We start from the raw sequence: 18636 nt of genomic DNA, 5'->3' as shown, positions 1-18636 counted from the left end.
GTGTCCTCATTTTAAAAATGGTGATAAAAATGAGATAAATTGCCGTCAAACGAGGAAAATAGTGCAGATAATATCGAGATATTGACCAACTATTTGACGATGTTTGGCAAAATTTAGCTATTTTTAGCCCATTTAGAGAACACTCGTTTGAATTGAGGACACGCCCTAGATAAATACCGAACGACGCTTAATCAATCACCTTCATTTGCTTGGCGACTTTGATAAAAGCGGCGATACACTGGTCGAGCTGCTCGCGAGTATGGGCGGCAGAGAGCTGGACACGAATGCGAGCCTCGTTTTTGGGTACGACAGGATAGAAGAAACCAATCACATAAATGCCTTCTTCAAGCAGTGCGTTTGCCATTTGCTGCGAGACATTGGCGTCATACAGCATCACCGCACAAATGGCCGATTCGGTAGGCTTGATATCGAAGCCTGCATCTTGCATTTGCTTCACAAAATAGGCGGTATTTTCATGCAATTGGTCTTGTAAGGTATTGTCTTGCGACAGCATTTCAAACGCTTTTACCCCAGCGGCAGCCACCATAGGAGGAATAGAGTTTGAAAACAGATACGGGCGTGAGCGTTGACGCAGCATCTCAATCATTTCTTTTTTACCCGTGGTGAAGCCGCCAATAGCACCGCCAAATGCCTTGCCTAATGTACCAGTGATCAGCTCAATATCGCCACGTAGATCATACAATTCAGTCACGCCGCCGCCAGTGCGACCGACCACGCCTGCTGAATGCGATTCGTCAATCATGACCATGGCATCATATTTTTGTGCCAACGCATAAATCTCATCCATTGGTGCCACATTACCATCCATTGAAAACACACCGTCAGTGACAATCAAACGAAAACGCTGTGCTTGCGCCGCTTGCAATTGCGTTTCTAAATCTTGCATATCTGCATTGGCGTAGCGATAACGCGCCGCTTTACATAGGCGCACACCGTCGATGATTGAAGCATGATTTAACGAATCAGAAATAATGGCATCTTCGCCAGTTAGTAGTGGCTCAAAGGCACCGCCATTGGCATCGAAACAAGCGGCATAAAGAATCGTATCTTCGGTATTAAAAAACTTAGAAATCGACGCCTCTAATTGCTTATGCAAATCTTGCGTACCACAGATAAAGCGCACTGATGACATGCCGTAACCTGAGTCTTCGATGGCTTTGATAGCCGCCTTTTTAATCTCAGGGTGATCAGACAGTCCAAGATAATTATTGGCACAGAAGTTAAGCATCTCACGGCCATCGGCGATCTTGATGAGTGCATCTTGCGGAGAAGTGATAACGCGCTCGTTTTTATACAGTCCTGCTGCGCGTATATCACTGATTTCTTGTTGTAGGTGTTTTTGAAAGGCTTGATACATAAATATTCCTTTTTTAGTATTATTGGTGTTCGTTTGATAATAGAGATATTGGGACTGGTAATAGAATCAAGTTATCAAAGCCAAGCTGTCAAATCTACGCAGCATCTTAGCCATCATTAAAATCAACGATAAAACTAAAGAGGCGGGAAGCCAACGAGATGGTGCGAGCAGTGATACTATCTATAACCCTGTGAGCGGTGATTTTATCATTAGCCTATCGCAATAAATAGCCTAAATAGCTGGTAGATAAGCCTTCTTTTATAAAGTGATATAGCATTGTTTAGTTGTGGTATTGGTTTCATAGCGGCTTAGCTATGTCTCAAAACATAAGACATCAACTTGCGCATCTTTATCATCTTGATTGTTAAGTATTGGTAAGTACCGCCTATCCAGTTAGTCATCTTTGGGGCGCTTCTGAGCTTCAGCGATCAACTCATGAATCTTGGCGCTTTCCTTTAGCACACAAACATCATAGGCAGAAAGCGGCTCAGGTTCTTGTTCATCTTTCTTTTCCTGCTCTTGCTTGGATTTTTCTTCTAGATACTTTTGTAGATCGTTTTGCTCATATTTTTGAGAGTTATTCATGGCTTATGTTTCCTGATAGTTTGTATTCTTTAATAAAAGTCATCCCGACCAGCATACTTTTTATTTAGTGCCTGCAATATCGCATAGGTTTCGCTATCCATATTACCCGTTGGCTGCTGCGCTCTAAAGTGCAGTTGAAACGCATAGATTACATCACGACTGGCTTTGTCCCACGTATCGGTATCGTTGATTTGATAGCCATATTTGCGAAACGCTTGCTTGATCTCAGGTATCGTGGCCGACGCAAATCCATCTTGATTCATAAAGAACTGCTTATCAAATTCATCATACCAAGCGCCGATACCGTAATCGAAATATAGTCGCTCCCACGGGAATTTGGCACCGGGGTCTATCTTGCGCGAGGGTGCCATGTCCGAGTGACCGATGATATTCTTTGGTGAAATGTCATAGCGCGCGGCGATATCTTGCACCAGTTGTGCGACTTTTTTAATCTGCAACTCATCAAATGCCACATAGTGCTCATAAGGATGATAGTCGAGCGTGCCATTTTTTAACGCGTCTCGATATTCAGGCTTGATGCCGCTATTGACGATCTCAATACCGATAGAGGTATCGTTTAATATCGTCCGTCCTGCAAAGCCGCCATCACCTGCATGCCATGCGCGCTCGCTCTCTGGTACTAGGTTATAGATTTTATTGTCATCATTGTCCAATACTAGATAGTGCGCGCTCACATTGCCCGTGGTCAATGTCTTTATCGAGCGCTCATTATCAGAGACTGTATAGTGCAAGACAATGGTTTTGATGCGTTCGCTTTTGCCAGTGGCTTGATAGCTATCGCTGTCGATGATATAACGCGGCGCTGTCGTTGATACGCAGCCAACGAGCGATAGCATGGAACATGATATTAATACTGATGCCAATGCAATCGAGGAAATGTTTTTTGCCATGAAATGCTCTGTGTGGGAATAGTTGCGGTTAATTAACGTTAGAATGAACTGCGATTTTTTTATAACCAATTGCCCCGAGCAGAATAAAGAAACCTAGCAAGACATAAGCATTGAACGACAGCGCCGCTGGTGAAAATGGTAGCAGCAATAGCGATATGAAGACCACACTGATCAATACAGAGAGATAATTTAGCAAGCCTGCTTGTTTCTTTTTTCGCTCATTGATAAGGTCGGCGGTCGTGACATAAGCAAAGCCAACGGTGATGCCCAAGGACGCCATTGTCACGATATCAAGTAGATAGTTTCTACCTAGCCAAGGAGAGAATAGACACACCAAGCATATCAATATAACGGTTTTTTTCTTACTGAATTGGTTGTATTTATCTGTAAATACGCTAGGCAATAACGACGTGTCACCCATAGATTCTAAGAGCTTAACTGATGACAATATAAAGCCATTGATACCGCTCATTATCGAGCCAATCATAGCGATTGACAGTAGCCAGATGCCGATACTGCCAATCCGATTGTCTATGCCTTCACCTGTTGCCCAGTGGCTGTCTTTAATCGCTTGATAGTCAAAGCTCATGTTTAGCGCGGTAAAGTAGTTGATTAAAAAGTAAAACAACACACCGGCGATGAGTGAAATTAGGATAATACTTTTGGTCTTGGTTTTTGAATCACTAATCGCCTTTGAAATCTGCGGTGTGGTCTCAAAACCGACATACGCCCATGGCATAACGGCCAAGATAGGTAACCATGCCAGACTGGTAATAGAGCCGCTAGACATATCAGTTGGCAAAAATGCTTGGTTCGTTGGTGTCATCCAAAGCGAGGCAAAAAACAGCGCGGTGACTGATAGAATCATAAAGAGGGCGATATAGAGTTGAATTTTTGCGCCGACTCGTACGCCTTTTAGGTTGATATAACTGAATAAAATAATAGCCGCGCTGCATAGGAAAACTTCACTGGCGTAGACTTCCCAACCAGCAATCGTATACAGATAGCCTAATTGTAAGCCGCTAGGTAACAGATAGCGCAGTAGCAAAGCGACGGCTGATATATTGAGCGCGATAATAGAAATATAGCCTATCGTGACACCCCAACCATAGATATAGGCATGCTTGCGATTGATGTATTTTTCAATCCAATAGATACCGCCTGACTCGTTCTCTGGCGTTTGAGTCAGCAAATTAATATAGGCACGCGCAACCATATAGATGGCTAAAGTACCGATAATAATAGCAACAGAAGAGCCTAATAGCTGTGACTGCGGCAAAAACAAATCGCCTGGCATGACATACGCACCCCAGCCGATAATCGCACCAACGCTAATCGCTATCGCTTGTAGGTAGCTGATACTTTCTGTCTTTTCACTCATGGAGTGCTCCTTCACGATCAAAAATGGAGAAAAAGAAGGAGAGAGTGTTTATTATGGAGCTGACATAGAACATGAAAAACCTTGTGACGCCATTACGCAAGGTAGTGGCTATCTTTTATAAATAGAAAAGTCATATTAAAGGTTTTTGTTGAGTGTTACCTTTTCAATCCTGTTGGATTTTTTTAGCCAGAACCTTTTTCCAACTGTCCTCTAAACAGTCAATCGCGAGCCACGGTTCAATCACATTAGCATCAAACTTTTCTTTTGAGTTTGCCAGTTGCCATAGCATCTCTAATGTCGCAAACGGATAAGGGCGCTCAACCAAATATACGGGTAAATCAGCGTCTATAACGCCATCACGTACAACTTGGAAATACCAACCAGAGATTCCTTGCTTGCTAACCCATGCTGCGATATTTGGTACTTTGGTAAATTGGCCGATTTGGTCGTTGATTTTGTAGCAAGGACGGCGTGGTTGGACGATACGTAGCTGAACGCTAGCACCATCATTACTAGTGTCTTGACCGTTTTCAAAATGTCCACCGTATTGAAAAATATCACCAATGCAAACCGTAGATTCGGTCATTTCAGGCAAACCACCGACAGCTTCAGTCGTAAGGTTTTCGCCCAATGTACCGACGCGAACTTTTAAACCGAACTCTGCATTAATTTTTGCATACGTCGCAGGCGCTAGCTGATGCACGGCTTTGAGTGGGCCACCATGATGCTTGCGATCAGCCTGTTCATCAGTGGTTAAGCCCATAAAGTTGACGGCGACAGGAGATTTGATAGGTGCTTTATCAATGGCGCTCATTTCTTCACGAGCAAATGGCATAGACTTACCAGCGCGAACACAAGTGAGGGTAGCGATATGTAGGGGCAAGTCTTGGTTAAAGTCTGTTGAAGTTTGCTCAGGTGATGACGTGTTCGATTCTGCGCTCATAAAGTTTCCTAATAGGTAGAATGAATAGGCTAAAGCGGTTTAATTTTAGTGGCTAATAAATATTGATACGAAATGAGCTTATCTGTACTCAATGATGTATCTGATTATACTGGTTCATCACCATAAAATTTACATAAAAAAAGACCAGAATAAGTATTCTGGCCTTTTTAGTGGAGCGTTTCTTAATTTTGAACAAATATCGTCACTGACGAGCTTATTTGTTTTTGTTACGACGACCCGCAGTTTTCTTTTCGCGCGGCGTAGCAACTAGCTCAGCCAACTGTTCAGGTGATGACCATAGGCCTTCTAGGTCATAAAACTCACGTGCTTGCGGCGTCATCATGTGGACGACAACTGCGCCCAAATCAATCAACGTCCAGTCAGAGTCGATGCCGCCTTCACGGCCAAGTGGCATAAAACCAGCTTGCTTAGCTTCAGCGCCGACGCTATCAGCCATCGCACGTACATGACGCTTTGAGGTACCATCAGCGATGATGATGCGCTCTGTTACGTCAGTCAAATCTTCTACATTCATTACAGTGATGTTCTTTGCTTTCATATCATCTAGAGCGCTTTGTACTAGGGTCAAGCATTCTGTTAGGCGTTCTGCAGTCATGGTGTTGGTCATAAATTTTAATCTCTTGAATCGTAAATATGTAAAATAAAGGGGTAAAACGTCAATTTGTCTTATCCGACTGATCATATGTTGTCAGTCACGTATAGAGACAGGATAGGCAAAATGACATAGATAAGGCGATTTTAACGGAATTGAGCAGCAGAATATAGCTGATGGGCGATAATATATTGATAAACAGCAGGATTTAGCCATTTAGCTAATGGATTAGATTCAGTATTGCTAATGATATCATTTATTGATGCTATAGATGCGATTTGCCTCTCAGCGACTGGCATTTTATTTGTTTGATCGTCTATTCTCTGTAGTTGTTCACGTATTTGTGTGCTTGATACCGCAGTAATAGGGCGCGAATCTATATAAATGCGTCCTTGATTGGCGTTTTTCAAGTCAGGGCTGTTTAAGTCAGGGCTAGTCGGATCAGTGCTGTTTGAGTTCGAGCTATCTGTCGAGTGATGAATTGTTGGAGTTAACAGCTCGATAGGTGAGTCTGTTATATGTGCTTGTAACGCCAACGGCAGTTGTGTCTTTAAGACAGCAAGATTTTGTACGGACGCTATTTTCTTTTTAGGAGAGAGAGTATTATCAGAAATGCCATCGCTAATACCATCACTCACATTGGTACTGCTCTGACGATTAAATACCCATAGGTTGACATGGTCAGTGAGACGTAAGCCATCTTTCCATTTATCCAAACTTTGGGCGCTGTCCATACCCATAATAAATATTAAATTATCATTAGGATATTGCTGTCTTAATGTGCGTACGCTGTCGATCGTATAGACAGGCGGCGCTTGCCACAGCTCCAGCTCATTAATCTGTATCAGCGTATTCTCTGTCGCCAGCTTTAACATCGCTAAGCGATGGTTAGGGTCTGTACTTTGTGTCTTAAATGGTGAGCGCGCATTGGGTAATAAAGACACATGCAGTGTGCGCTGTAGCCGCGTTGCAATTGGTAGTAGGTGCTGATAGACAGACATCGCTACTTCTAAATGACCATTATGTACTGGATCGAACGAGCCACCAAGGTAGGCACGAATGGCAGGTGCAGGTGTTTTCTCTTGAGGGCTGTTGCTCGTATTTGGCATAAATAAATGTATAAAAGTAGATAGGGCGCACGTGGTCGTTGATGCACCTTGCTCTTTTACTGTCTGGCCTTTTTAAGGTAAATAATTTGATGATAGCGCTATTGTAGAGGGCAGATGAGCATCTGTCACCACTGTCTGTCATAGAGCACCAATAAAAAACCGACCATCATAATGATAGTCGGCTTTGTATAGGAATTTAACGGTTAAGTCTTATAGCGATTAAATCAAATCGCTATACGCTTGGATAGCGGTTAACGCGATGGTATAGACGATATCGTCGACCAAGGCACCACGTGATAAATCATTCACTGGTTTATTCAGACCCTGTAGCATAGGGCCAACACTGACGACGTTGGCGCTACGCTGTACTGCTTTATAAGTGGTGTTACCAGTGTTGAGGTCAGGGAAGATAAAGACATTGGCTTGTCCAGCGACAGGTGAGTCAGGTGCTTTTTGTTTACCGACGCTCATGACAGACGCTGCATCATACTGTAGCGGGCCGTCGACTTTAAGGTCTGGTGCGCGCTCACGAACGATTTGGGTTGCACGGGCGACTTTTTCGACATCTGCACCTGCGCCTGATGAGCCAGTAGAGTAGCTGATCATCGCAACTTTTGGATCGATACCAAAGGCAGCAGCAGACTGTGCTGATTGAATGGCAATCTCAGCCAGCTCTTCAGCGTTAGGATCAGGGTTGATTGCACAGTCACCATAGACGACCACTTGCTCAGGCAACAGCATAAAGAACACTGATGACACGAGTGAGTATTGCGGTGCGGTCTTAATCAACTGGAATGCTGGACGTACTGTGTTGGCAGTGGTATGAATCGCACCTGAGACCAGACCGTCGACTTCGTCTAGTTGGAGCATGATAGTACCTAGATAGACCGTGTCTTTTAGGTACTCAGCAGCGACTTCTGCAGTGGTTTTACCTTTACGGCGCTCTACGACAGCAGCGATATATTTGCTCATATCGAGGTTATCAGGATCGATGATCTCTAACCCTTCAGGCAACGTCAAATCACGGTTTTTGGCCACTTGCTCAACTTCACTACGCTTAGCAAGTAGTACGCAGTTGGCGATACCGCGACTCTGACAGATACAGGCCGCTTCGACTGTACGTGGCTCCGCGCCTTCTGGCAGCACAATACGTTTTTTAGCATGCTGTGATTTTTTGACCAATTGATGGCGAAATGCTGATGGTGACAGACGCGGTTCATGATTGCGGCTGAAGTATTCTTTAATCCAGCTTAGATCCAAATGCGCCGCCACATAACGAGCGACTTCATCAGCACGTTCTGTATCATCACTTGGAATCTCAGAACTCATATGCATCAGGCTCTGTACCGTCTCGTAGCTGTCGCTTTCGACACTCATGACAGGGATGCCAGTTTTGAGCGCTGACTGCCAAAGCTCAGCAACTGTATCGCTTGGGGTAATGCCACCTGTTAATACTAGACCTGCCAATGGAATTCCATTGATACAGGCTAATCCCGCAGCCAATAGCAAGTCATCACGATCGCCAGGCACCACCATTAACGTACCACGCTTAAAGACTTCATTGACGCGCGCCACTGAACGTGCGGTTAGGCTGATACGGTTGATACGACGTGTCTTTGCTTCGCCAATATTTAGCCAAGTCGCATCAAGCTCCGTTGCGATATCCCATGTGCGTGGCACAGATAGAGAGTCACTAAAAGGGACAACCCCGATAAGGCGGAATACTTCGGTATTAAACGAAGGCGATAGACGCTGAACCTCTTGTAGGAAGTTTGGATCTAAGCTGACAACGGCCTCACCAGGCGCGACAGGTTGATTGTCAAAGGTGTTCGGCACGTCTTGTACCCGCATCAATATCACGCCTAGCGTACGTGAATCGATGACCCCACCAAACTCACGGGCATGGACATCCAGTTTGTCTGCTAAATAAGCAGGTTTACTGATGTCAGCAGTACTGACAAATATAATTTTGGCGTCTAGAGCGTGAGCAAGTGCACGGTTGATTTGTGAAGCATAAGAGGTCTCAGTGGTTGGCACCAGACCTTCACAGATAATCACGTCATGACCATCATCGATCGTATGAAAATTGGCAATCACTTCTTCCATCAAGTCATCAAGATTGTCATCGCCTAGCATACGCTCGACGTGTTGACGGCTGATAGAGTCAGGAGGATTTAGGCCAAATGCGTGCATGGTCAATGCGCTTGAGCTGTCTAAGCTATGCTGTTTGTCTAGCGTATCATCTTGCAAAAATGGCTTCATAAAGCCCGCTTTGATACCGTTGTAATCAAAGGCACGGATTAGCCCTAGCGCGGCTGATGTCACACCGATACCGCGACTAATGGGAACAAGTAAAATGGTTTGCATAATATGTCCTACAATTTATTTTATTTTAGACGTCGAGTCATTTTGAGCAGCATAAGCAGTGCAGTATAGAAATGCCAAGCGCTTTACCTTATTCGTTATCAGCTTTTTATAAGCGTCTAGAACGATAAGCGCTAGGTATTATAATCAATAGGCTTATACTAATTTCAATGCTTGACGAGTCTCTTGAGCGATGCGGTATTCTTCATCTGTAGGAATGACCCATAGCTCGACACTGCTACCTTCTGCTTGGAAGCTGCCTTCTTGGCCACCGTACAATCCAGCGTTCTTTTCAGCGTCCATTTTGATACCGAAATGACGCATGACGGCTAAAATACTTGCGCGCGTGGTGACAGAGTTTTCGCCGATACCACCAGTGAAAACAATACCGGTAAATTCAGGCAGTGCACAGCTTAAGCTGGCGAGGTATTTACCAGCGCGGTAGCAGAACATCTCGATGGCGAGCTGCGCATCTTTATGGCCTTCGCTCGCAGCTTGTTCAATAGTACGCAAATCATTTGATAGACCAGAGATACCAAGCAGACCGCTCTCACTATTCAGCATCTTATCCGTTTCTTCTAGACTAATACCGAGCTGACGCTTTAGATGCATATGTAAGCTTGGGTCGACATCGCCGCTACGTGTGCCCATCATCAGTCCCTCAAGCGGGGTCAGGCCCATGCTGGTATCAAGACTTTTGCCATCATATACGGCGGTTGCCGAGCAACCATTGCCTAGATGCGCGGTTATCCAGCCATGAGGACCTTTTACTTCAGTAACTTGGCTAGCACGTTCTGAGACGTATGCATGAGATGTACCATGGAAGCCGTAACGACGGATTTTGTGCTCTTCGTATAGATATTTTGGCAACGCATAGCGGAAGGCAACGGGTGGCATGGTCTGGTGAAAGGCGGTATCAAATACCACAACTTGTGGGATATCAGGATAAATAGCTTGAACCGCTTCAATACCCAAAGCATTTGCAGGATTATGGAGTGGAGCTAGTATCTTTAGACGCTTTACTTCTTCCAACGCATGCTGATCAACACGAACAGCTTGAGAGTATTCACGGCCGCCATGTACCACACGGTGCCCGACTGCGATGAAGTGATATTGCTCTAGTAGCTCTAGGATTTTTTGCAAGGCTAGTTTGTGACTACCACCAGGAATAGAGATCTCTAACTTATCGCCATTTAGCGTGGTGTGTTTGATACGGGCTGTATCGAGACCTAAGTTTTCGGCAAGACCGGTGATACGAGTAGAATTGTCATCGCTAATCAACGCGTATTTGATAGAAGACGAACCGCAGTTGAGGACTAAAGTGGGGCTGGTTAGGGTTGATGTTTCGCTATTCTTATCATCAAATGTGGTGCTTAGGTTGGCGCTCATACTCTATCCTTAGATTGGTTTTTATAAAGGGCAAATCAATTATATCGTTCGTTCGATACAAAAAAGACGTCTATTGCCACGTCCTGTTTTATTATCATCAAATGCTACATCGCTGATATCTCAAGTGCTGTAGTAAGGGTCACTGAGACATGATGTCATTATTATATGGAATTGATGAAGTCGATAACCGCCGAGTGAATGAAAATCAGCTATATATATGCCGATAATCTCCAGCAAATATATTGGCGATTTTGTTTATACTTGGGCTACTATTTCTGACATTGCTATGCATCCATGCTCATGAGGTAATGCGTCTGCATCTCAGGCTAGCATCCTATTGCTGCCGCAAACTGGGAATATAATGTAACACATTTTTGTTTCTACACCACGACAGGGGCAAGGTTTGAAATGTGTGATTAATAAATGGCTAAATACAGAATAAATCAATTATATTCAATGAGTTATAGAACTATAAATGGATAACTTATATGGGTGGCATAACAGCGCTATTGCTCACGAAATTGTAAGAAATATTGTCGAGACACCCATATGTCATACATTCATATCTAAGCTCGCAGACGATATTACTATAAAAATTCGACTAATGTTTTAGAAAATATCCAACATCACGCAAATTTATTCACCAATCATATTCAGTATCCGTACAGCTTTATGTAATAATGCTATGATTAAAATGGTCATAACGACAGTGCTTTCGCTGTCGGTTTGGCTGTCCACTTATTTTTTATTTATCACGATTTACTATCGCTATTATGCCGTCGTAAGCTCACAGGTTATCTATTATATGTCTACTATACACAGCCCCTCAGCAGCCAAGCATGCTAGCTCGTTCGCTCGTACCAGTCGTCAGGCTGTTGCCACTTTATTTATTGGCAGTGTGGTTATGCTAGGATTGTCAGGCTGCGGGCAAAAAGGAGATCTATATTTGGCAGACTCTAGTAGTCAAACGATAGAGGGCAGTGCGTCTGTACTCGATAGTACTAGCCATCCACAAGACGCAGCCTTTGCAGGTATCGATGATGATAACTATCAAAAAAACCGCTACCTAGAAGAGCAAATGGTGCTACCTGAGCCTAGTACTGATCCCAACGACTATTAATTGCTAGGCTATTAATTACTAGGCTAATAGTTGTTAAGCTGAGCCAATAGATAGTGGTCAGATGCTTTTTAATTGACTGTCTAACTAACTGTCGATTCTTTACTGCCTGATTGACTAAATAGCTTTGCTACCTAAATTTAATTTTCACCCTTGATAATCTGATTATATTAGAGATGTTTATATGAGTCATTCTGAACTACCTGCTGACTTAACCGATTCTACTACTGGCGAATCCGTTACTATCCAAACTGAGCAAGGGCTATATGTTGACCCGAAAGCGTTGAGTGCTCACTTGCCAGCGCTAAGCTATCGCGACGATACATTGTATATGGAGCAGGTCAGTATTGATGAGTTGGCAAAACAATATGGTACCCCTTGCTACGTGTATTCAAAGCAAGCAATATTGGACGTTTATCAAGCTTATACCGATAGCTTTGCCAGTCTGAATCATCAAGTATGCTATGCCGTAAAAGCAAACTCTAACCTTGCCGTGCTTGGTGTCTTGGCACAGGCAGGCGCTGGGTTTGATATTGTCTCTCGCGGTGAGCTTATGCGTGTGTTAGCGGCAGGTGGTGCAGCATCACGTGTGGTATTCTCAGGCGTTGGCAAAACATACAGTGATATCGAGTATGCGCTGACTCAAGGTATCGGCTGCTTCAATGTTGAGTCTATTAGCGAGCTAACCCTAATTAATGAGGTAGCAAAATCACTCGATAAGCCTGCGCCAATCTCGTTACGCGTCAACCCTAACGTCGATGCCAAAACCCATCCATATATCTCAACAGGTCTCAAAGACAACAAGTTTGGTATCACTCACGAAGACGCATTAGCGGTTTATCAGCAAGCGGCTGATTTATCACATATCGACATCGTTGGTATTGATTGTCATATCGGCTCGCAGTTGACTGAAGTAGAGCCATTTGTTGCAGCGTTAGATAAAGTGATTGAGCTGATACATAGCCTGCGTGACGCTGGTATTGAGTTGCAGCATATCGATTTGGGCGGCGGTTTGGGTGTGCGCTATATTGATGAGACGCCTGTATCTATCGATGAGTTTGCTCAAGCCTTATTGCCAAAACTTAGCGGGCTTGGTTTGACTGTGTTCTTTGAGCCAGGTCGTAGTATCGTTGCCAATGCTGGCGTACTTTTGACCAAAGTTGACGTACTCAAGCCGACTGAGCATAAGAACTTTGCTATCGTTGATGCCGCTATGAATGACTTGATTCGTCCTGCTTTATATCAAGCTGAGATGGCGGTGATTCCAAGTGTACTACCTAGTGCCGGTATCGATACAGATGGTACACAGCCATGGGACATCGTTGGCGCGATTTGCGAGACGGGTGATTTCTTGGCAAAAGACCGCCTACTATCATTGGCCACAGATGATGTATTGGCCATCACGGGCGCAGGTGCTTATGGTTTTACCATGAGTAGTAACTATAACTCACGCCCGCGTGCTAGCGAAGTGATGGTGTCTGGTGATAGTCATCAGCTTATTCGCAAGCGCGAAACGATTGAATCATTATATGAAAATGAAACATTGTGGCAGGCGCAGTAAGGTTATTAAAGACGAGCCAAAACTATCGCCGTATTTGATGATTGAAGAGAACCCATTGTGATAATGACAATGGGTTTTTTTATGACTGGATTTTGAGGAAAGTGTTTTTTAATTAAAGCTGATTCTTAATTGAAGGCATGCCTTTAGTTGAAGGCAACACCATTCACAAAAATTAGAGTAGCAAGGAAAACGAGGGCAAGTACTACTCACTGTAGACTAAACAAGTTTGACACCGCTAATCGTATTTTTTGGGATTGGTATTATTATGATTGTATCTGACAGCGTGCTAATATAAGGCATACATAAAAATAGGATAGGACATCAAAGATATGCTAATAGAGTTTACTAAAATGCATGGGTTGGGTAATGATTTCATGGTCATTGATTTAGTGACCCAGCGCTTAGATTTGACCAAGGATTTGGTGCAGTTATTGGGCGACCGTCACCTAGGCATTGGTTTTGATCAGCTGCTCGTAGTCGAGCCACCCATGCGCCCTGATGTTGATTTCAGTTATCGTATCTTTAATACTGATGGCACCGAAGTCGAACAATGTGGCAATGGCGCGCGTTGTTTCGCGCGTTTTGTGCAAGCACGTAAACTGTCATTTAAGCAGCGTCTACGCGTTGAGACGGCTAGCGGTATTATTTCTCTGACCACTGATCGCTACGGTTGGGTAGATGTCGATATGGGCAAGCCCAAGTTTGAGCCAGATGAGATTCCATTTAGTCCAAGAGCGACGACCAAAATCCAAAACACCTATCATCTTGATGTAAATGGTACGCCTGTACAGCTGTACGTTGCCAATATGGGCAATCCGCACGCTGTGATAAAAGTCGACGATGTACTCGATGCCGAAGTTGAGACTTTAGGCAAGGCAATTGAGTCGCATCCGGCATTTCCAGACCGCGTCAATGTGGGCTTTATGCAAGTGATGAATCAGCGCCACATTCGTTTGCGTGTGTACGAGCGCGGTGTAGGCGAGACGCAAGCTTGTGGTACGGGCGCGTGTGCAGCAGTGGCCGTTGGTATACGTGAGGGTTGGCTCGATGAAGGTGAAGAAGTTCGCGCGCAGCTCTATGGTGGTAGCATGATTATCAAGTGGCAGCCAGGTTATTCTGTCACGATGACGGGTCCGACCGCTTTCGTCTACGAAGGTGTATTTAGTCCAGATGGCCTGATGGCACAAGCGGGACTTAAACCCAATGCTGAAGGCTGATAACTGTTGTTAAGCCAATCGTATAAATGCCAAGGATGGTTCTAATATGGTTATGTCTACCAATAAAGACAGTCAGGCAGCGAACTCGGCACCTTGGCTGTCTATTGAGCTAGCCGCCACTATAAAGTCAGATGCTGCATTACGAGAGCTACTCGCACCTGTGCATCGTTGGCTCAATATGTTGTCTGTGCGCAACCATTCGCCGCATACTCTGACCGCTTATTTTGCTGGTTTAAATCAACTGGCGTTATTTTTACGTGGTAAGCGTCTAACGTGGACACGCTGTGATAAACGGCAACTTGCCCAGCATATCAGTCAACGTCTTGATGAAGATAAGTTGGCGCTTGCCAGTGTCCAGCAAGAGCTGTCTGCGATTCGGCATTTCTATGGTTGGATGATTGAAGAAGAGCTAGCACGTATCAACCCAACCACTGGCTATCAGCTTAAGCGTAGTCCTAGACCGCTGCCTTCTATCGCTGATGTCGATTTACTGACTCAGCTACTCGATCAAGAGATTCCTGATACACCAGAGCAAGCGCGATTATGGTTGCGTGACAAGGCCATGTTTGAATTGCTTTACAGTAGCGGCTTGCGTGTTGGGGAATTGGTCGCACTCGATATGGCAGATGTAGATTTATCTGAGTTACGGGTACGAGTCACGGGTAAGGGGAGTAAAACACGCCTAGTACCATTAGGGATAAAGGCAGCAGAAGCGATTAGTCGCTACCTACCGCATCGTAACCTGTGGGTAGAGCAGATGGATAGCGCATTTTTCATCAGTGAAAAGCTCGGTACCAGATTATCAACACGGGCAGTGCAGCAGCGTTTAAAAGTTGCTGCCACCCGCGCAGGTATTGCCCAAAACATGTATCCACATCTACTGCGTCATTGTTTTGCATCACATATGCTGTCAGGCAGTGGTGACTTGCGCGCCGTACAAGAGATGCTCGGGCATAGTGATATTAGCACCACGCAAATTTATACCCACGTTGATTTTGCAAAATTAACGCAGGTTTATGATCGTGCCCATCCACGAGCAACTCATGCTCAAAATGAAGACTTGTCCTAGCAGTTAGGCACGAAATCCACTGAATTCCATGATCTATGCCAAACGATGGCAATCAAAAATAGGTAGTTTTTGGCGACCTTGCTCTTGCGCTTGTTTGTCTAATGACGCCATGATGACGGCATATTGTTTATCCAGTCCACTATCGTCATAGCTTGCGATAACACTACTATCAAACGCTGTAATAGCTGCATGTCCCCATGTCTGACGGGTATTACCATCTTTGTAGAGATGATCGCCACCTTGCGCTGCGCCAATGACCATACATTGACTATCTAGAGCACGAGCACGTAACAACAACGACCAATGCGCTTGCCCAGTCAAGTAAGTAAAGGCAGAAGGTGCACTCAATAGTTCGGCACCTGCTTGTCGCAGACGCTGCGCCAATGCTGGGAAGCGCAAATCAAAACATACCATCATGCCGAGCTGATAGACTGTATTGCCTACTGCTAGTGGCGCAATTACAGTCTGCGTACCCGGCTCAAAGGTCGCTGCTTCGTTATAGCTGCCATGCTTATCAGCCACAGTTGCGGTAAACAGATGAATCTTATCGTAGCGTGCGACACGGGTACCATCTGGTGCAAACAGCTGGCTCACTTGGCGCAATCTACCATCAGGAACGACAGTTCCATCAGGGCGATAATGGCAGGGTAACGAGCCTGCTAGTACATGTATATCAGCAGTGCGTGCGTAGTCTGCTATCGTCGCTGATAAGTCATCAAAACGCTCAGCAGTAGCAAATTGCTGCCCCATACTACAGCAGTTCTCAGGCAATACAACAAGCTCAGCCCCTTGGCCTTGTGCGTCCGTGATGGCGGCTTTGATATCTGCTAGATTATCCTCAACATTCTGCTGACTGCTCATTTGAATAGCAGCGACGTTAAGTTGATGGTTACTTGAATTCATGACAATATTCCTATTGGGTGTGAGCTGTATTAGTCATTCACCGTAATTTATTTATTATAATATTTTCGCGGTAATAAACAGACTGCTCGTATTTATGGATTGCTCATCTTTGCCAAGATGATAGTCTGCTATCGATAGCAAACCAAACGTATCCGGACAAAACATAAATTATCATAGCAAAATTGTGGCAAAAAATGCTATCGTCATGTCCTGATAAGATTTATGTCGTTACCTTTACTGACAGAATAAACACAATATCACTAAGATCGGAGTGCAATAAGCCGCCCATGAGTATGTCGTTCGGATTGGCGACCACGCTGAGCAACTCACAAAAGCTAACCCCGCAAATGCAGCAAGCTATAAAATTGCTGCAGCTCTCTAGTCTTGAGCTCGCACAAGAGGTTCAGGCAAAACTAGATAGTAATCCATTACTTGAACGTATCGAAAATGATGACGAATACGACAGTGGTGATGATGAAATAGAGGAGTGGAGCGAGCCGCTGACGCTTGATAGCTGGAATCAAAGTAGCAGTGACTCATTCGACTCAGTGCCGAATACCAGTATAGAGTACAGCGGCGATAGTAGTGATAGCTTCAGTGATAGTTTGGATAAGCTTCAACAGCCTAATATCGATGATAGTGCAATAGATGTAGATAGCTACAGCAGTTCTGATGCCGATAGCTTTGATATAGGTAGCTTTGACACGGGTAACTATGCCTCTACCGCAACGGGCTCTGGCAATAGTAGGGGTGATGAAGATTTCGATAGTTATCAAGGCGGTACATCGTCCACCATTCAAGATCATGTGCGCTGGCAGCTGAACTTTAAGCGTTTATCAGAGGCCGATACGCTGATTGCAGAGTATTTAATAGACTCCATGGATGATATGGGCTTTATTCGAATTGATATAGATGAGCTGCTGCAGAGCTTTGATACGATGGCAAGTTTCTATCAATGGGATGAGCGCGTTGAAAAAGAAGAAGTCTTGACGGTATTACGTATCATCCAGTCCTGTGATCCAGTTGGCGTAGGGGCGCGTCATTTAAGCGAATGCTTATCGATTCAGCTATCCAAGTTAGATGCCCACACCGAATACCTACAAGAAGCTCAAGCGCTGCTATCAGCAAGTGAGCATTTAGTCAGTAATAACATTAAAGCACTGACTGAACGCACAGGGCTTGCACCAGAATACATCACACCTGCGCTTACGCTACTACGTACCTTAAACGCTTCGCCAGGGCTGCTGTTTCAGTCTAGCCAGCCTGACTATGCCCAGCCGCCTGAAAGCTACGATATTCCAGATGTGTTGGTCACACCTGTTAGAAACAATAAGGCGACAAGTAACTCTGAAGTAGAAGAGGATGGCTGGTATGTACGCCTCAATCCAGACACCTTACCAAAACTACGCGTAAACCAAGAATATGCCAACTTGGTCAAGCGTGGCGATGACAGCCCTGACAATCAATATCTACGCGAAAACCTCACCGATGCTCGACTGTTTATTCGTAGTATCGAAGAGCGCAATCAAAACCTACTCAAAGTAGCGACCAGCATTGTACGCTATCAACAAGAGTTCCTGCAGCATGGTGCAACCGCTATGCAACCCCTAATATTAAAGGCCATTGCTGAAGAAGTTGACTTGCATGAGTCTACGGTCTCACGCCTTACCACCAGTAAAACCATCTTGACGCCGCAAGGGTTGTTTTCTTTGAAACACTTCTTCTCCTCTCACGTAAGTAGTGCTGATGGAGATATTTCATCGACCGCTATCAGTGCCATGATTAAAAAGCTCATCGCTGACGAAGATCCCAAAAAACCATTATCAGACAGTCGTATCAAAGATGAGCTGTTAGCAGATGGTATTGATATAGCCAGAAGAACTGTTGCCAAATATCGTGAAGCAATGAATATTGGCTCATCTACTCAGCGCAAACAGAAATACTAATTGTCTAAGCTCATCTTTCTATAAGCTTAATGGCTACCTATCTGTACAGTATAAACCAGATATAAAAAATAAAATTTTTTGATTATATAGAAACCAAATAGAAATAATAGGTATTGTTACACTTAATTACAATTTAATGGCTTGCTACTG

General features: G+C 44.4%; 15 protein-coding genes. 5 read left to right on the top strand and 10 right to left on the bottom strand.

The genetic code is table 11. The annotated features are described in order from the left end of the window. Positions 1 to 187: 187 nt before the first annotated feature. The 9 genes from kbl to ACI2IW_RS06690 all read right to left on the bottom strand — a co-directional run bounded on the left by kbl (position 188) and on the right by ACI2IW_RS06690 (position 10673). Complete coding sequence (gene kbl / locus ACI2IW_RS06730) at positions 188 to 1378, bottom strand: glycine C-acetyltransferase (RefSeq protein WP_404693124.1); 1191 nt, start codon at positions 1376 to 1378, stop codon at positions 188 to 190. Between the two features lie 393 nt (positions 1379 to 1771). Continuing rightward, entirely contained in the window at positions 1772 to 1963 is a 192-nt protein-coding gene (locus tag ACI2IW_RS06725; protein ID WP_404693123.1) for a hypothetical protein, read from the bottom strand. A 29-nt stretch (positions 1964 to 1992) separates the two neighbouring features. Then, on the bottom strand, positions 1993 to 2874 hold the full coding sequence (locus ACI2IW_RS06720) for an N-acetylmuramoyl-L-alanine amidase (RefSeq protein WP_404693122.1): 882 nt from the start codon (positions 2872 to 2874) through the stop codon (positions 1993 to 1995). Between the two features lie 28 nt (positions 2875 to 2902). Next, entirely contained in the window at positions 2903 to 4255 is a 1353-nt protein-coding gene (locus ACI2IW_RS06715; RefSeq protein ID WP_404693121.1) for an APC family permease, read from the bottom strand. Positions 4256 to 4418: 163 nt separating this feature from the next. Continuing rightward, positions 4419 to 5198, bottom strand: coding sequence for an MOSC domain-containing protein (locus ACI2IW_RS06710; RefSeq protein ID WP_404693120.1), 780 nt, complete (start codon positions 5196 to 5198; stop codon positions 4419 to 4421). A 214-nt stretch (positions 5199 to 5412) separates the two neighbouring features. Then, a complete protein-coding gene (gene rsfS, locus ACI2IW_RS06705) occupies positions 5413 to 5826 on the bottom strand; it encodes a ribosome silencing factor (RefSeq protein WP_102094660.1) in 414 nt (137 codons plus the stop codon). Positions 5827 to 5957: 131 nt separating this feature from the next. Then, on the bottom strand, positions 5958 to 6920 hold the full coding sequence (locus tag ACI2IW_RS06700) for a nicotinate-nicotinamide nucleotide adenylyltransferase (RefSeq protein WP_404693119.1): 963 nt from the start codon (positions 6918 to 6920) through the stop codon (positions 5958 to 5960). Positions 6921 to 7139: 219 nt separating this feature from the next. Beyond that, positions 7140 to 9287, bottom strand: coding sequence for a phosphate acetyltransferase (pta, locus tag ACI2IW_RS06695; protein ID WP_404693118.1), 2148 nt, complete (start codon positions 9285 to 9287; stop codon positions 7140 to 7142). Between the two features lie 153 nt (positions 9288 to 9440). Next, positions 9441 to 10673 carry an acetate/propionate family kinase gene (locus tag ACI2IW_RS06690; protein WP_404693117.1) on the bottom strand — a complete coding sequence of 411 codons (1233 nt, stop codon included), beginning with the start codon at positions 10671 to 10673 and terminating at the stop codon, positions 9441 to 9443. Between the two features lie 805 nt (positions 10674 to 11478). On the opposite strand from ACI2IW_RS06690, the gene ACI2IW_RS06685 reads away from it, so the two are divergent. The 4 genes from ACI2IW_RS06685 to ACI2IW_RS06670 all read left to right on the top strand — a co-directional run bounded on the left by ACI2IW_RS06685 (position 11479) and on the right by ACI2IW_RS06670 (position 15637). Then, entirely contained in the window at positions 11479 to 11793 is a 315-nt protein-coding gene (locus tag ACI2IW_RS06685) for a lipoprotein (protein ID WP_057758119.1), read from the top strand. 181 nt (positions 11794 to 11974) lie between these two features. Then, positions 11975 to 13351: a diaminopimelate decarboxylase gene (lysA, locus tag ACI2IW_RS06680; protein ID WP_404693116.1), complete on the top strand. Its 1377-nt coding sequence runs from the start codon at positions 11975 to 11977 to the stop codon at positions 13349 to 13351. A gap of 329 nt (positions 13352 to 13680) precedes the next feature. Next, positions 13681 to 14568, top strand: a complete 888-nt coding sequence (dapF, locus tag ACI2IW_RS06675) for a diaminopimelate epimerase (RefSeq protein WP_057758121.1) — start codon at positions 13681 to 13683, stop codon at positions 14566 to 14568. 46 nt (positions 14569 to 14614) lie between these two features. Beyond that, complete coding sequence (locus ACI2IW_RS06670) at positions 14615 to 15637, top strand: tyrosine recombinase XerC (protein WP_404693115.1); 1023 nt, start codon at positions 14615 to 14617, stop codon at positions 15635 to 15637. A 33-nt stretch (positions 15638 to 15670) separates the two neighbouring features. On the opposite strand, the gene ACI2IW_RS06665 is transcribed toward ACI2IW_RS06670, so the two are convergent. Next, complete coding sequence (locus ACI2IW_RS06665; RefSeq protein WP_404693114.1) at positions 15671 to 16540, bottom strand: nitrilase-related carbon-nitrogen hydrolase; 870 nt, start codon at positions 16538 to 16540, stop codon at positions 15671 to 15673. Positions 16541 to 16827: 287 nt separating this feature from the next. On the opposite strand from ACI2IW_RS06665, the gene rpoN reads away from it, so the two are divergent. Next, positions 16828 to 18486: an RNA polymerase factor sigma-54 gene (gene rpoN, locus ACI2IW_RS06660; RefSeq protein WP_404693113.1), complete on the top strand. Its 1659-nt coding sequence runs from the start codon at positions 16828 to 16830 to the stop codon at positions 18484 to 18486. The last annotated feature ends 150 nt before the right edge of the window (positions 18487 to 18636 follow it).

Source organism: Psychrobacter sp. NPDC078501 (assembly GCF_044900935.1).
Classification (GTDB): Bacteria; Pseudomonadota; Gammaproteobacteria; order Pseudomonadales; family Moraxellaceae; genus Psychrobacter.
Note: the sequence above shows the minus strand (reverse complement) of the source record. Positions and strands in the feature narration are given on the sequence as shown.